15 protein-coding genes and 1 tRNA gene are annotated in these 15855 nt (G+C 36.3%); 11 read left to right on the top strand and 5 right to left on the bottom strand.

The window, feature by feature from the left end:
• The first annotated feature begins 1 nt into the window (after window position 1).
• The 5 genes from ACUN8G_RS05085 to ACUN8G_RS05065 all read left to right on the top strand — a co-directional run bounded on the left by ACUN8G_RS05085 (window position 2) and on the right by ACUN8G_RS05065 (window position 5908).
• Complete coding sequence (locus ACUN8G_RS05085) at window positions 2–1222, top strand: pectinesterase family protein (RefSeq protein WP_437346046.1); 1221 nt, start codon at window positions 2–4, stop codon at window positions 1220–1222.
• 84 nt (window positions 1223–1306) lie between these two features.
• A complete protein-coding gene (locus ACUN8G_RS05080) occupies window positions 1307–1594 on the top strand; it encodes an ATP-dependent Clp protease adaptor ClpS (RefSeq protein ID WP_437346045.1) in 288 nt (95 codons plus the stop codon).
• Between the two features lie 46 nt (window positions 1595–1640).
• Window positions 1641–2720, top strand: coding sequence for a redox-regulated ATPase YchF (ychF, locus tag ACUN8G_RS05075; protein WP_437346044.1), 1080 nt, complete (start codon window positions 1641–1643; stop codon window positions 2718–2720).
• A gap of 9 nt (window positions 2721–2729) precedes the next feature.
• On the top strand, window positions 2730–4193 hold the full coding sequence (locus tag ACUN8G_RS05070) for an aminoacyl-histidine dipeptidase (protein ID WP_437346043.1): 1464 nt from the start codon (window positions 2730–2732) through the stop codon (window positions 4191–4193).
• Window positions 4193–5908: an AMP-dependent synthetase/ligase gene (locus ACUN8G_RS05065; protein ID WP_437346042.1), complete on the top strand. Its 1716-nt coding sequence runs from the start codon at window positions 4193–4195 to the stop codon at window positions 5906–5908. Before ACUN8G_RS05070 ends, ACUN8G_RS05065 begins: the two co-directional genes overlap by 1 nt.
• Here ACUN8G_RS05065 and ACUN8G_RS05060 read toward each other — a convergent pair.
• Window positions 5905–6693 carry an SPOR domain-containing protein gene (locus ACUN8G_RS05060; RefSeq protein ID WP_437346041.1) on the bottom strand — a complete coding sequence of 263 codons (789 nt, stop codon included), beginning with the start codon at window positions 6691–6693 and terminating at the stop codon, window positions 5905–5907. The genes ACUN8G_RS05065 and ACUN8G_RS05060 overlap by 4 nt on opposite strands.
• Before the next feature lie 48 nt (window positions 6694–6741).
• Here ACUN8G_RS05060 and ACUN8G_RS05055 point away from each other — a divergent pair, with 48 nt between their 5' ends.
• The 5 genes from ACUN8G_RS05055 to ACUN8G_RS05035 all read left to right on the top strand — a co-directional run bounded on the left by ACUN8G_RS05055 (window position 6742) and on the right by ACUN8G_RS05035 (window position 9987).
• Window positions 6742–7470, top strand: a complete 729-nt coding sequence (locus ACUN8G_RS05055) for an esterase family protein (protein WP_437346040.1) — start codon at window positions 6742–6744, stop codon at window positions 7468–7470.
• A 60-nt stretch (window positions 7471–7530) separates the two neighbouring features.
• Window positions 7531–7617: transfer RNA gene (locus ACUN8G_RS05050), tRNA-Leu, on the top strand.
• A gap of 22 nt (window positions 7618–7639) precedes the next feature.
• Window positions 7640–7939, top strand: a complete 300-nt coding sequence (locus ACUN8G_RS05045; RefSeq protein WP_437346039.1) for a GIY-YIG nuclease family protein — start codon at window positions 7640–7642, stop codon at window positions 7937–7939.
• A 237-nt stretch (window positions 7940–8176) separates the two neighbouring features.
• The gene (gene atpD, locus ACUN8G_RS05040) at window positions 8177–9589 is read left to right on the top strand and encodes a F0F1 ATP synthase subunit beta (RefSeq protein ID WP_437346038.1); all 1413 of its coding nucleotides are present in this window, start codon (window positions 8177–8179) and stop codon (window positions 9587–9589) included.
• Entirely contained in the window at window positions 9586–9987 is a 402-nt protein-coding gene (locus ACUN8G_RS05035; RefSeq protein ID WP_437346037.1) for a F0F1 ATP synthase subunit epsilon, read from the top strand. The genes atpD and ACUN8G_RS05035 overlap by 4 nt, the downstream gene beginning before the upstream one ends.
• A gap of 41 nt (window positions 9988–10028) precedes the next feature.
• On the opposite strand, the gene ACUN8G_RS05030 is transcribed toward ACUN8G_RS05035, so the two are convergent.
• The 3 genes from ACUN8G_RS05030 to ACUN8G_RS05020 form a co-directional block, all read right to left on the bottom strand.
• Window positions 10029–10640, bottom strand: coding sequence for a superoxide dismutase (locus ACUN8G_RS05030; protein ID WP_437346036.1), 612 nt, complete (start codon window positions 10638–10640; stop codon window positions 10029–10031).
• Window positions 10641–10758: 118 nt separating this feature from the next.
• On the bottom strand, window positions 10759–11112 hold the full coding sequence (locus ACUN8G_RS05025; protein ID WP_437346035.1) for a HesB/IscA family protein: 354 nt from the start codon (window positions 11110–11112) through the stop codon (window positions 10759–10761).
• Window positions 11113–11131: 19 nt separating this feature from the next.
• Entirely contained in the window at window positions 11132–11419 is a 288-nt protein-coding gene (locus ACUN8G_RS05020) for a hypothetical protein (RefSeq protein ID WP_437346034.1), read from the bottom strand.
• Window positions 11420–11632: 213 nt separating this feature from the next.
• On the opposite strand from ACUN8G_RS05020, the gene ACUN8G_RS05015 reads away from it, so the two are divergent.
• A complete protein-coding gene (locus ACUN8G_RS05015; protein WP_437346033.1) occupies window positions 11633–13822 on the top strand; it encodes a sodium-translocating pyrophosphatase in 2190 nt (729 codons plus the stop codon).
• A gap of 519 nt (window positions 13823–14341) precedes the next feature.
• Here ACUN8G_RS05015 and ACUN8G_RS05010 read toward each other — a convergent pair.
• Window positions 14342–15853: an NADH-quinone oxidoreductase subunit N gene (locus ACUN8G_RS05010; RefSeq protein ID WP_445480910.1), complete on the bottom strand. Its 1512-nt coding sequence runs from the start codon at window positions 15851–15853 to the stop codon at window positions 14342–14344.
• Between the last annotated feature and the right edge of the window lie 2 nt (window positions 15854–15855).

Here is a 15855-nt window from a genome sequence, read left to right as displayed (position 1 = left end):
TATGAAGAAATATTTATTCCCTTTAATATTCCTGTTAATTCAATTTATATACGGCCAGGAAAAATACGATATAGTCGTTGCAGCAGATGGTACTGGCGATTGCAAAACATTAACAGAAGCAATTAACAAATTGCCAATGTTCACTTACAGACGCGTTACAATTTTTATCAAGAAAGGTATATATAACGAAAGAATAAGAATTGAAAGAGATTATATTACACTTATTGGTGAAGACAGGGACGAAACAAAAATTGTATATAACATACCAAGAGAAGAATGGAATAAAAGCCCCGATAATATTGGGCCAGGTGTAATTAATATTTATGCAGACGATATTGTATTAAAAAACTTAACTATCGAAAACACTCAACCTGAAATTGGTCCACATGCATTTGCTGTTTACGGTTTTGGTACAAGGACTATAATTTACAATTGCAATCTTATCAGTAAAGGAGCCGACACCGTTTCTTTGTGGAACTACAAAAACGGTATGTATTATCATGCCAGATGTAATTTTCAGGGTGCAGTCGACTTTGTTTGTCCTCGTGGCTGGTGTTTTATTAGAGATTCAAAATTTTATGAAGTTAAAAACACTGCAGCTCTATGGCACGCAGGCGCTTACAACAAAAATCAAAAATTCGTGATTAAAAATTCGTATTTCGACGGTGTTGAAGGATTTCAGCTGGCACGACATCACTACGAAGCGCAATTTTTTTTCCTTGATTGCGTGTTTTCGAAAAATCTTTCCGATACGCCTATTTATCGCGTTACTTACAAGGATACAACGCGCAATCGCACGCTCAATTGGGGAAAAAGATACTATTTCGATGGCTGTATGAAAGAAGGGGGGAATTTCGAATGGATGAAGGATAATCTTACTCAGACAGGATATTACAAAGAAGAAATTACGCCAGCCTGGACTTTCGACTTTAAATGGGATCCAGAATCAACCGAGGGACCATCGATTATTGAAAAGAAAATTGAAGGGAATTTTTTGTTAATTAGTTTTGACGAACCAGTTACTGTAAATGGTACCCCAGAACTGATAAGTTCAAACGGTACAAAATTTATTTACGTCTCCGGAAATGAAAACTCGACTGTAAGGTTGCGATCCACTAAGCCATTAAAAGATGAAGATGTTAAGGGCTTGATAATAATCAATGACGGCAAAATCTTTAGCAGTATTGCCTCCATCTGGCAAAGAAATGTTCGGTTGGATTAAAGTCGCTTCCAGGTTTGATTAAAATAAAACGAATACTTAATTTAATTTCCGTAAATCAATGGAAGTTGAAAGAAGGGGAGTAAGATGCCATACGAATTGACACAAAATGTAATTCAACCGGAAATTGAAGAAGAAACCACAGTTGATTTACCATATCGAGTGATCCTCTATAACGACGACGTTCATACCTTCGACGAAGTTATACACCAATTGATCAAAGCACTCAAATGCAGTTTTGAAGAGGCTAAATCGTATGCATTTGAAGTGCACATTAAAGGCAAGGCAAAAATATTTGAAGGAGAATTAAGTGAATGTCTGCGTGTAACTTCAATTCTTGAAGAAATAGAACTTCACACACAAATTATTGCATGAAATATCATATATTTGCTGACTAATTTTAATTAAATGAGATGAAATAATGCAGATTGGTTTAGTAGGTTTACAGTATTCTGGCAAAACCACATTATTTAACACCTTATCAAATAAAGAATCCGACCCGTCAATACAAAAAGAAGAAGCTGCAATCGAAGTAGTAAAAATTCCCGATGAACGACTCGATAAATTGACTGAAATATTTCAGCCGAAAAAGAAAGTTAATGCTACGATCGAAGTCTTTGACATTCCGGGACTTAAAATGTCGGACGACAATAAAGTGAGAATTACCTCATCATTCTTGAATAACGTCCGAAATAACGACGCACTTTTTTATGTTATCAGGGCATTTAAAGACGATGCTGTGCCTCATCCAATGGGAAACGTGAACCCTGTTAGGGACATCGAATTTCTTGATACCGAGTTTTTGTTATCAGACCTCGCGTTTTTAGAAAATAGACTTGAGAAATTGAAAAAAGATGTTCAAAAATCGAAAGATGAGAAATTAAAAAAGGAATTACCCGTCATCGAAAAATGCTTCAGTCATTGTGAAGCCGAAAAACCTTTACGAACTCTGGGACTCGATGAAGCAGAATTAAAACTTCTTTCCGGATATCAGCTCTTGACGCTTAAACCGCTGGCTATTGCACTTAATTTCGACGAGAGTGCAATTCCATCTGTCGAAGAAGAAACTCGAAAAATCGTTTCTGCATTAAATGAAAAGAATAATCCAGTAATCCCATTTTTTGCAAAGATCGAACTTGAACTTTCCAGATTAGAGCCAGAAGATCAAAAAGTTTTTATGGCAGACTACGGCATTAAAGAATCCGCTTTAACAAAAATTCTTCGAACTTCGTACGAAATGCTCGGTCTCCAATCGTTTTTTACAGTCGGCGAGGACGAATGCCGTGCATGGACAATTAAAAAGAATTATACAGCCCAACAGGCAGCCGGTGTAATACATACAGATTTTTATAATAGATTTATTCGCGCTGAAGTCGTCCACTATGACGACTTTATCAAGTATGGCTCTTTGAATAAGTGTAAAGAGTCAGGGGCATGGCGTCTCGAGGGTAAAGAATACATCGTAAAAGACGGCGATATTATTTCAATCAGACATAACTAAGGAAATTAAATGATTACAAATCTATCTAACCTCGAACCGAAAAATGTGTGGCATTATTTTTATCAAATAACACAAATCCCAAGACCTTCCAAACACGAAGAAAAAATTATAGCTTATCTGAAAAATTTTGCTAAATCAAAAAAGCTTGAATACGCGGAAGACAAAGTAAATAATATTGTTATAAAAATACCGGCAACAGAAGGAATGGAAAATGTGCCTGGAATTGTATTGCAAAGCCACGTGGATATGGTATGTGAGAAAAATAAAGGTACAGAGCATGATTTTTTAAATGACCCTCTAAAATTAGAAATTGAAGGTGATTGGATTAAAGCGAAAGGGACAACACTGGGTGCCGATAATGGTATCGGTATGGCAGTTGCCCTTGCTATTGTAGATGATGACTTCGAACACGGTCCTATCGAGTTACTCTTTACAGTTGACGAAGAAACTGGTTTGACTGGAGCAAGCAATATTGACAAAAATATGCTCCGTGGCAAATTTATGATTAATCTTGACACCGAAGAAGACGGTATCTTCTACATAGGCTGTGCGGGTGGTATGGATACTGTCGGAGTTTTTTCGATTGAATATGAAACGGTTAATTCTGAATATGAAGCTTATAATCTTTATGTCGGTGGTTTACGAGGTGGGCACTCAGGAATGGAAATAGGAGAACGACGTGGCAACGCTATTAAAATTATCGGTTATTTACTCGATTCATTGATCGAATACGATACAAAAATTGTGTCGTTAAGCGGAGGATCAAAACGGAATGCGATTCCGAGAGAAGCAGAAGCAATTCTTTTAATAAGCAAAAACGTATTAACTGACATAAATAAAATTATTTACAAATACTTAGTGGAAGTAAAAAATGAGATTGGAGAAAATTCTAAGGACCTCGTCATAAAATTAGAAAAATTAAATGGAAAATATACATCTGCATTTACTTCAGCATTTGCAAGAAAATTAATTAATACAATCATAGCAATGCCTCACGGTGTAATTGAGATGAGTGAAAAAATTGACAATCTGGTTGAAACATCTACCAATCTGGCAACAGTAGTTCCCGATGGAAATGAATTAAGAATTGAAACCAGTCAAAGAAGTTCAATAGAATCGGCTAAAAAGAAAATTGGAAGAACAGTCAAGTCAACTTTTGAACTGGCGGGAGCAAGAGTGGAAGTAAGAGACAGTTATCCCGCATGGCAACCGAATTTTAATTCGGAATTGCTCAAAATAGCTTCTGATGTTTATGAAAAAAATTTCTACGAAAAACCAAAAATTAAAGTGGTGCATGCAGGACTCGAATGTGGCATACTCGGCGAGAAGTATCCAGAGCTCGATATGATCTCAGTTGGGCCTACTATTACCGGCGCTCATTCTCCCGACGAAAAACTTAAAATAAGTGACGTTCCTAAATTTTATAATTTGGTAAAACTAATTATTACCGAAATTGCAAAGAGGGAGCAGTAATGAAAAAAGAGCTCAAACTATACGAGGTACCCAGAATCGAATCGATTCAGGACATGATAATCCGATCGGGAAATCTTTATGCAAATAAACTTGCATTAGAAGACCTTAATAACACCCCGATTTCGAAATTGACATTTCAGGAGTTGAAGCAGACTATTTTAAAGTTTGGAGCAGCCCTTAAAAATCTCGGTATCAAAGAAAAAACACATATTGCCATAATAGGTGAAAACAGAGTTCAATGGGCGCTCAGCTATCTTACTTGTATGACGTTTAATTACGTTGTAGTGCCAATCGACAGAAATTTGACCAATAATGAAATATTCAATATCCTTCATGAATCGGATTCAGAAGCGGTAATCTTTTCGGGTAATTATTCAAGTGTAATTGCAGAAGGGAAAAATGTACTAAAAAAACTAAAATATTTTATTTGTATGGATGAAACTAAAGAAGATAAAGATTTTTTATCAATGGCAGATTTGATATTTAATGCTGAACCTGAAAACGAAAACCACTTGCCCAAAATTGACCCAAATGCAATGGCAGAAATTATTTTTACATCCGGTTCACTTGGCAGAGCAAAAGGAGTTATGCTTTCACAGAAAAATATTGCTTCTAATCTAATGGATATGGTTAGTATGATTTTGATTAATGAGCAGGATAGATTCTTATCCGTATTACCAATGCACCATACTTATGAATGTACCTGTGGAATGTTGTGCCCATTATACGCAGGAGCATCAGTCCATTATGCAAGGTCACTCAAAACTGTTGTGGACGATTTGCAAAAAGTTAAGGCTACTATTTTATTAGGTGTTCCGCTTTTATATGATAAAATGTTCAAAAGAATTATTAAAGGAATTAAGGAGGACAAAGTAAAATCTTTAATAGTGCCACCTCTTTTGAAATTATCAAATCTCTTTTCGTATGTCGGACTGCGCAAATTTAAAAAGATGATCTTTTCGGAACTCCATAATAAATTCGGTGGAGCAATTAGAATATTTATTGCAGGCGGTGCAGCACCCGATCCGATGGTTGCAAAAGGGTTGCGTGAGTTTGGATTTAATTTTATACAAGGGTACGGACTCACCGAAACATCTCCAATATTAGCTCTGAACCAATTAGATAATTTCAAAGACGACGCAGCTGGCTTGCCTTTACCACACGTCGAATTGATGATCAATGAACCCGATGAAAATGGATGCGGAGAAATTTGGGCAAAAGGTCCTAACGTAATGATCGGGTACTATAAAAACGAAAAAGCTACTTCAGAAGCTTTTTCTGACGGTTGGTTCAAAACTGGCGATATCGGTTACCTGGACGAAGACGGATTTCTACATATCAACGGTAGAAAGAAAAACGTTATTATATCGAAAAATGGTAAAAATGTTTATCCAGAAGAAATTGAAGACGTTCTCAATCGTAGTCCGTTTATTCTTGAATCGATTGTCTATGGCGATAAAGATACAAAACAAGACGAGGTTATTGCAGCACAGATTGTTGTGGATGCCGAAGCATTTATTGAACTTTCCGAAAAGAAAGGCATAGAAATAACTGACGAATTAATTCAAAAGATAATTGCCGAAGAAGTCGATAAAGCTAATAAAAACTTGCCCGCTTTTAAAAGAATTGTCAGATTTAATATCAGGGAACAGGAATTCGAAAAAACAACTACACAAAAAATCAAAAGGTTTCTTGTGCTAAAAAATAACAACTAAAAAATATTAGGATTTTTTCTGATGTAATCTTCCGCTTCTTGAACAGATTCAAAGTTTCCAATTCTTACACGATACCAGGTACCTTTTCCAGGGATATCAACTTTTAGCACAAAGGCATTGTGTCCATCTCTTTTGAGATCACTGGCAACATTTTCTGCTTTCGTTTTGCTACGCCATGCTGAAACCTGTATTACGTATTTACCATCGGCTTCGAAAATATATTTAGAAATTTTATTTTCCTTTATTGAACTGCTCACTTCCTTCGGTTTCTCTTCAATTACTTCCTGACTGTCTGACTCAAATGGTGCAATAGGAGGTAATACATTTTCGTCAGTAAAAAGGCGTGCTGCTTTCTTTTTTACTTTAGCCGGCGTAATTCCAAGTCGATCGAGACAATATTCATATACTTTTTTCATTACTTCGTTGGAATCAATTACAATAGAAATTATGTCAGAAGGTAAAAGACTTCTTAAATTATTGTCTGTAATCAACTTCATCTGTTTATCGTAATAGAGCCTTCCAATTATAGTGCCTCTACCGGCAGCGACGTCAAAAAGTGTTTGAGTTTTTAGATAAATTACGTCAACTCCGTTTATTTTGTGTGAAACCGGGAAATACTCCATATAAATAACTGTAATATTGTCCGATACATTTTTTAATGATGTAGTATCAACGAAAATTTTATGTGTATCCGTGTCAGCAATGTTAACCCAATTGCTTTCCAGCACCTGACTGTATGACAAACTTAATGCAAGTAGAAAGATAATGATTAACTGTATTTTCATTAAAATAACATTATCGATTATATTTGTATGGTAATTTAAGGATTTCTGATGGAAGAAACATATCATAAATGGTATTCGCAATTCCTTAAAAGGGACCTGGAAATGTTGGTTTTTGGAGAATTTGGAGAACCAGTAATATTGTTTCCACACAAGAAAGGGCATTTTTACGATTGCAAAGACAATGGTATGATTACTGCCTTAGAAAGTTTAATCGAAAGAAGATTTATTAAAGTCTACTGTCCCGATACAATTGACGAAGAAAGTTGGTATAATTTTTCTGTTCATCCTTCAGAAAGGGTTAAGAGACAGATTTTGTATGAAAATACTTTAATCAAAGACGTAATCGAATTTTCAAAATATGATACGGGAAAAATGAGAGTGATAGTAGGAGGAATTGATTTCGGAGGCTATCATGCACTCAACCTTTCGCTCAAGCATCCCGAACTGATCTCGGTAATGATATCTATAAACGGTTTTTATGATATCAAGCAGTTTATTATAGGCTACTACGACGAAGATTGTTATTTTAATAATCCGTTTGATTACCTGCCGAATTTATCCGATAGAAAATATCTGGATCCCATAGAAAAGATAAATTTTATCTTCGGAGTAATCGAAAGTGATTTATCGCTGCGCGAAAACTTGGAGATCTCCTCAATATTCAGGATGAAAAACATCGAACATCTCCTTGATATTAGGAAAGATGTACCAAATGGCTGGGAAGGATGGAACAGGCTGATGAGTGAGTATTTGGGGCGATTATTTGATAAAAAGTAAAATTGACTTGATACTGATTGGTGTAACGATTAATTTTGCAGAGCCATTTCAAATAAAAGTGCCGAAGTGGCGGAATTGGTAGACGCGCTGGACTCAAAATCCAGTGGGGCTCAAAACCCCGTGCCGGTTCGACTCCGGCCTTCGGTACAAAATAAAAAAAGTCCACCAAATGTATTATGTCTATGCCATATCGAGTTTAAAGAGAAATTATATTTATGTTGGAATAACAGATAATCCACAAAGAAGACTCTCAGAACATAACAGAGGAAAAAACAAAACCACATCGCCATACCGACCTTTTGAGATTATTTACTTAGAAGAATGTAAAAGCAGACCGGAAGCAAGGAAAAGGGAAAAGTATCTTAAAGGAGGAAGTGGGAAAGAATATTTGAAAAAAATTGTTCAAACCCCGTGCCGGCCTGCCTGCCGGCAGGCAGGTTCGACTCCGGCCTTCGGTACAAATTTATAATGAAAAACTTCTTTTCAACATAACGACTTACAAATTCAATTCAACTCATTAAAGAGATTAATTCAATAAATTTAAGAGTAATACTTACTTTGTTTTTGTTAATAAGAGTAATAATCATAGTTTTTCTTTACAGAAATTAAATTAGTAATACTCTCTTCAATATCATTCTTTTTTGGAATTTAGATGGATTCTTACTAATTTTAACATCAAAATTTTTCAAAATAGGTAGAAAATAAAATGGCTTTGAAAGAAGGAATTATCGTTCAGGTTATCGGTCCTGTCGTCGACATCGATTTTGAGGACGGACATTTACCAGAAATTTATAACGCAATTAAAATACCCCGTACCAATCTGGAAGGTCAGGAAGAAGAACTTATTGTTGAAGTTCAGCAGCATTTAGGAGAAAGTCGCGTTAGAACAGTTGCAATGGATACAACTGACGGTCTTGTAAGGGGAATGAAAGCTTACGATACCGGCAACCCGATTTCTGTCCCCGTTGGACCAGAGACTCTGGGTAGATTAATCAACGTTATTGGCGAAGGAATTGATGGACTTGGTGAAATTAAATCTGATAAAAGATACCCGATTCACCGCCACGCACCAAAATTTGAAAATCTATCTACAAAGCAGGAAATGTTTGAAACAGGCATCAAGGTCATTGACTTATTAGAACCTTATACTAAAGGTGGCAAGACAGGATTATTCGGCGGAGCGGGAGTAGGAAAAACAGTTATTATTCAAGAATTAATACATAATATTGCAAAGCAACATGGCGGTTATTCTGTTTTTGCAGGTGTTGGAGAAAGAACACGTGAAGGCAACGATTTGTGGCTTGAAATGAAAGAATCAGGCGTTTTATCTAAAACTGCCCTTATATTTGGTCAGATGAACGAGCCACCAGGAGCTCGATTAAGAGTTGGATTAACGGGGCTGACAATCGCAGAATATTTCCGTGATGAGGAAGGCAGAGACGTTCTTCTCTTTATCGACAATATTTTCCGATTTACTCAAGCTGGTTCCGAGGTTTCTGCTCTGTTAGGGCGTATGCCTTCTGCTGTAGGATATCAACCCAATCTTGCAACGGAAATGGGTGAACTGCAAGAGCGCATTACTTCTACGTCAAAAGGATCAATTACTTCTGTCCAGGCAATCTATGTCCCTGCAGACGACCTGACAGACCCTGCACCAGCCACAGCATTCTCTCACCTCGATGCAACTACTGTACTAAGTCGTCAAATTGCTGAACTCGGTATCTATCCTGCTGTAGACCCACTCGATTCAACTTCGAGAATACTTCAACCTGATATTGTTGGCTGGGAGCACTACAGTGTTGCTCAACAGGTAAAAGAAATATTACAGTCATACAAAGATTTGCAGGATATTATTAATATCCTTGGAATGGATGAATTATCCGAAGAAGATAAAACAATTGTAAGACGCGCAAGGAGAATTCAAAGATTTCTCAGTCAGCCTTTCCATGTGGCAGAACAATTTACCGGTACTCCAGGCAAATATGTTAAACTGGAGGATACTATTCGAAGCTTCAAGGAAATACTGGAAGGTAAATACGACGATCTACCAGAACAGGCATTCCTTTATGTAGGAACAATTGAAGAAGCCGTTGAAAAAGCTAAAAGATTACAGAAATGAAAAACTTTGAGCTCGAAATAATAACACCTTCGAAAGTAGCCTTCAAAGGGATGGTCAATGCAGTAACAGTACCCGGTACATTAGGCAGCTTTCAAATTCTTTTTAACCATGCTCCGCTTCTCAGTACATTCGAAGTTGGACGCATAAAAATTAAACAAGGTGAATTAACTTCTGAATTTACAACAGGCGGCGGCACAGTCGAAGTTCTCGAAAATCGTGTTTTAATTCTTGCCGATAGTTTTGAATCGAAAGATGAAATTGATATTGAAAGAGCTAAAGGAGCATATCAAAGGGCAAAAGAAAGATTAAGAAGTCATTCAAATGATATTGATATAAAACGAGCTGAAGCTGCTCTGGCTCGTGCCATTAATAGACTCAAATTTACAGGAAGTTTATAAAAAAGGTCATCTCAATAAAGAGATGACCTTTTAGAATAACTTTATTTATTAGCTGAATCAAATCGTTTGGCAATTTCTTCCCAATTAACTACATTCCACCAATTTGTAATATATTCGGGTCTGCGGTTCTGATATTTTAAATAATATGCATGTTCCCATACATCCAGTCCCATAATAGGAAAGCCCTGAACATCGGAAACATCCATAAGTGGGTTATCCTGGTTTGGAGTCGATGTTACAACTAATTTTCCGTTGCTCAGAACAAGCCATGCCCAACCAGAACCGAAACGGGTTGCTGCTGCATTATTAAAGATCTCTTTGAATTTATCGAACGAGCCGAAAGTTCCGTTGATAGCATCGGCCAGAGCTCCAGTTGGTTCGCCGCCTTTATTTGGACCCATTATTTGCCAGAAGAGTGTATGATTATAATGTCCACCTCCGTTATTACGGATAGCAGCAGGGATTTGAGATGCATTCTTAAATAATTCTTCAAGAGTTTTCCCTTCGTATTCGGTTCCTTCAACGGCTTTGTTTAGATTATTCACATAAGCCCCATGGTGTTTACCATGATGAATCTCCATTGTGAGTGCATCTATGTATGGTTCAAGAGCGTTAAATGCATAGGGTAATTCAGGTAATTCGAATTTGCTCATTTTTGTTTTACTCCTCTTATTTATTGAGTTAAATTTATTTATAAAAGCTTCTGATTGAATTATGATAGGAGAAAGCGAAAAAAGTCCTGCTTTCTTCAAAAAATTTCGACGTTCCATCTTAAACTCCAAATGATTCTCCGCAACCGCATGTTTTTTTTGCATTCGGATTATTAAATACAAAACCTCTCCCATTGAGTCCATCGCTGAAGTCCAGTACTGTACCGCTTAGATAAAAGAGACTCTTTCCATCTACATATAATTTCAAGCCTCCTTTTTCAATTACTGTATCTCCTTCTTTGGGTTCGGCATCGAATCCAAGTTGGTAAGTTAATCCCGAACATCCACCGCCTTTAACTCCAACACGTAATCCAAAATTTTCCGGGATATTATTTTCTTTTTTAATTCTGTTTACTTCATTGATTGCTTTTTCTGTTATATCTATCTCTGATTTAATATTTATATCAGTAGTCATTTTTTGTTCCTTTCTAATTTTATGCTGCATTATTTGAAACGTTATCTGAAGGTAAAAAATTCAAAAACCACGTATTGTGAGAAATTTTCTTTAAAATATTTTCAGTAACTAAATAATCAGAAAATTCGTAAGCTAATTTTTCCAGTTCTGTGTATGATAATTTTATATCCTTCGATTCAAAATATGCTTTTATTGCATATTGTAGGTCGCGTAAGAATAGATTCGATTTTTCTTCAATAGGGTATTTACCTTTCATAAAGTTGAGAAAAATAATTTTTGAGTTTTTCAATTCATCCAGATAATTCATTTTATCTCCTAAATAATTTAATTAATATTGAGTCGCAAACTAAAAAAATGATATGAATTAAAAAAGAAGTTAAATTTATCCTAATTTTTTTATAATTTTGTGTAATATATTTTTTTCAAAATATGATAAACACCAAAATATATAATTAGGTTCATAGAAAGATGGGGGAGAATCAAGAATTAACTTTATCTAAAAACAATCGTTGGAGTTATTATGGTAAGTAGTATATTTTGGCTTGTTCCTGTATCCTCAATTCTAGCTCTCGGATTTGCCTGGTTTTTCTTTTCACAAATGATGAAAGAAAGCGAAGGCACTGACAAAATGAAAAGCATAGCTTCATACGTACGTAAGGGAGCTATGGCTTATCTAAGACAACAATATAAAGTTGTCGGTCTCTTTTTCATTGTAATCATGGTTATCTTTTTAATTCTTGCCTATGGTTTCAATGTTCAGAATCCATGGGTTCCATTTGCATTTATCACGGGCGGTTTCTTCTCCGGATTATCTGGATTTTTCGGAATGAAAACTGCGACATATGCATCCGCACGTACGGCAAATGCAGCGAAGGAATCTTTAAATAAAGGTCTCCGTGTAGCTTTTCGCAGTGGTGCTGTAATGGGACTTGTTGTTGTTGGTCTTGGATTGCTTGACATATCCATCTGGTTCCTGATTCTTAATACAGCTTACCCTGCTGCTACCGATGCTCACAATTTAGTAGTAGTAACAACTACTATGTTAACATTCGGAATGGGCGCTTCAACTCAAGCTCTCTTTGCGAGAGTAGGAGGTGGTATTTTTACAAAAGCTGCTGACGTTGGAGCAGATCTCGTAGGAAAAGTTGAAGCCGGTATCCCTGAAGACGATCCGCGTAATCCTGCTACGATAGCAGATAATGTCGGCGACAATGTAGGAGATGTAGCTGGAATGGGTGCCGACCTTTATGAATCGTATTGCGGTTCTATACTTGCAACCGCGGCTCTTGGAGCAGCTGCATTCGTTGATGCTCCTGAACTCCAGATGAAAGCTGTTTTAGCACCAATGCTCGTAGCTGCTGTCGGTATTATTTTATCCATCGTAGGTATCTTTGTCGTTAGAACAAAAGAAGATGCAACACAAAAAGATCTATTGAAGTCATTATCACGTGGTATAAATTTCAGTTCTGTACTCATTGTTGTATTTTCTCTTGTAATTGTTAATTTGCTTGGTCTGGACAATGCTCTGGGGATTTGGGGGGCAATTGTAACAGGACTTGTTACAGGTATTGTTATTGGTAAGGCAACTGAGTACTATACTTCGCATTCATATAAGCCAACACAAAAGATTGCACACTCTTCCCAAACAGGCCCTGCTACAGTTATAATTTCTGGGTTAGGTGTAGGTATGTTGTCGACTGCAATTCCTGTGCTGGCAGTGGCTATTGGAATTATTCTTGCATTTTTATTTGCAACGGGATTCGATGTCACAAATATAAACATGGGACTTTATGGTATCGGTATTGCTGCGGTAGGTATGCTTTCAACCCTTGGTATTACACTGGCAACCGACGCTTATGGACCGATTGCCGATAATGCTGGCGGTAATGCAGAAATGAGTGGACTTGGTCCAGAAGTACGTAAAAGAACCGACGCTCTTGATGCTCTTGGAAATACAACTGCTGCTACCGGCAAAGGGTTTGCTATTGGTTCGGCAGCTCTAACAGCTCTTGCTTTATTGGCTTCTTACGTTGAAGAAGTGAAAATTGGTTTAATTAGAGCTGGCCAAACTTTAATACAAATAGGCGGTACGACAATTGAAACGCAAAAAGCTTCTATTATGGATTTCATGAATTACTATAATATCAACCTGATGAATCCAAATGTTCTTATTGGTGTTTTCATCGGTTCAATGATGGCTTTCATGTTCTGCGGTCTTACGATGAACGCCGTTGGAAGAGCAGCTGGTAAAATGGTCGACGAAGTACGTCGTCAATTCAGAGAAATTAAAGGAATTCTCGAAGGAAAAGCTGAACCCGATTATGCAAGTTGCGTGGCTATTTCAACAAAGGGTGCTCAACACGAAATGGTATTACCTTCTATGCTCGCCATCCTTGCACCAATTGTAACTGGAATTATATTTGGAGTGCCTGGTGTAATGGGATTACTGGTCGGTGGTTTAGGTGCTGGATTCGTATTAGCAATCTTTATGGCAAATTCAGGCGGTGCATGGGACAATGCAAAGAAATATATTGAAGAAGGTCATCTTGGTGGGAAAGGGTCAAGTGCTCATAAAGCAGCCGTTATCGGCGATACCGTCGGCGATCCATTTAAAGATACTTCCGGTCCCAGCCTTAACATTCTTATTAAATTAATGAGTATGGTCGCCATTGTTATGTCGGGACTTACAGTTGTCTTCCATATCCTCTAAAATCTTTGACAGACAGTAAAAATACAAAGGCAGCTTCTCTTGATGAGATGCTGCCTTTTTTGTTTTGTTATAATATAAAAATCAGCTTTATTTTTTTCGATGAATAGATGAATAGCAGAAAAGCAAAATGAATTCAAAGAAAAATAGTAATAGCATACAAATTTTATGATTATTTTGAAAGAATTTAGATTGACCCACCAAAAATATATAAAACATATAATGGATCGTAATACAAGCAATTTATTGATATGATAGCTTCCCTGATGTCGTCGAAAAACTTAACAGGCTTAGATTAATACAATAAAAAGACACTTTTACCCATCGATTGGTATTAGTAAAATAATAACAGTTTATGTTACAGGTAATATTGAAGATAAAAAAAGAGAAAAGCAGTATTAAACTTTACTAGAACTAAATGTAGGGCTTCCTATAAAAAATAGACTGATAATTGTTTTATAAAATTATCGATTATTTATAAGCAGAATAATATCAGCTAAAGAATAAACATATCGTTGTGTGTCACATTCCAAGAATTACAAGACAGTTTTTTGCAAAATCGACTACGGGCTGGAAGTAAATTCCGAATAATATTACGGGTGCAGCAAGTGCAAGCACTACAATGGTTTCGATTATATTTGGTTTAATAACTGGTGTATCAATTGGGGGTTTTACCAGGTACATATGCTTTAATACACGGATATAATAATAAAGCGAAACTACAGTGTTTAGCAATGCTATAACAGCAACGGCAATCATCTTTGAATCGACCAGTGCAATAAAGAGATATAGTTTACCGATAAATCCAGCCGTCGGGGGAATACCAGTTAACGATACTAAGAAGATTGCAAGCGAAACACTCAAAAACGGAGAAGTATAACCCAATCCGTTATACGAATTAATATCTTCTGTACCAATTTTATTAGCAATTAGCATAACTACGAGAAATGCACCGAGGTTCATTAGCAGGTAGAATGCAAAGTAAATTAACACAGCAAGCAAACCTTGATTTGAAAGTACGAGTATGCCTAACATCATATAACCGGCATGCGCAATACTTGAATAAGCCAGCATTCTTTTCATATTATCCTGCCAGAGAGCTGAAAAATTGCCCAGTGTCATTGTTAAAATCGAAATAACGATAAGCACGGATTGCCATTCAAAAACATTAATCAAATTCCAGGAGCCGCTGGCATCGGTAAAAGAAACGAATGTAGTTTTGATAAACCGTATCAATAAAGCAAATCCTGCTGCTTTACTTGCTACGGAGAGAAATGCAGTTATTGTAACAGGCGCTCCTTCGTAAACGTCGGGTGTCCAGAAGTGGAAAGGAGCCGAAGATATTTTATATCCGATGCCTGCAAAAATCAGGATTATTGCAAATGAAAGTGTTAAGAGATTTATATTTGGTCCCTGAATAAGAGAATTAATAACGTAAAGATTGGTACTTCCTGTCATTCCATAGAGGATGGATATACCAAAAAGCATTAAACCTGAAGATACTGCGCCGTATATCAAATATTTAAGCGAAGCCTCGCTGTTTCTTTCTCTAATTTTTAAAAATCCTGCGAGAACATAAGACGATAATGACAACATTTCCATCGATAAATAAATCAATATTAAATCGGAAGCAGAAATCATAAAGAACATTCCGATAATCATTCCGTAAATCAATGCATAATATTCTCCGATTCTATTTTCGGCTTCTTTCAATTCAATTGACGAAAATGAAAATATAACAACTAAGAAAGATGAAGTGAGTACGATCAGTTTGAAAAAATGGCCAAAACTATCGATTGTAACTAAACCAAAATTGCGTATAGTATTGCTGAATGTGAAAGCAAATCCTGAAGTATCGAAATTGAATAATAAAAAGAAAAATGAAACTACAATTCCTGATATGGCAATGAATTTAACAGGAGCTTTGTTATTGTGATAAATCAAGTCAGCTGTAACAAGGATTACTAAAACAACTGAGAGAACCAGTTCAGGTAAAATTAAATTTAACGATTGATATAAATTTGTCATTTCCATCA

It is taken from the genome of Melioribacter sulfuriphilus (assembly GCF_052656625.1).
Note: the sequence above shows the minus strand (reverse complement) of the source record. Positions and strands in the feature narration are given on the sequence as shown.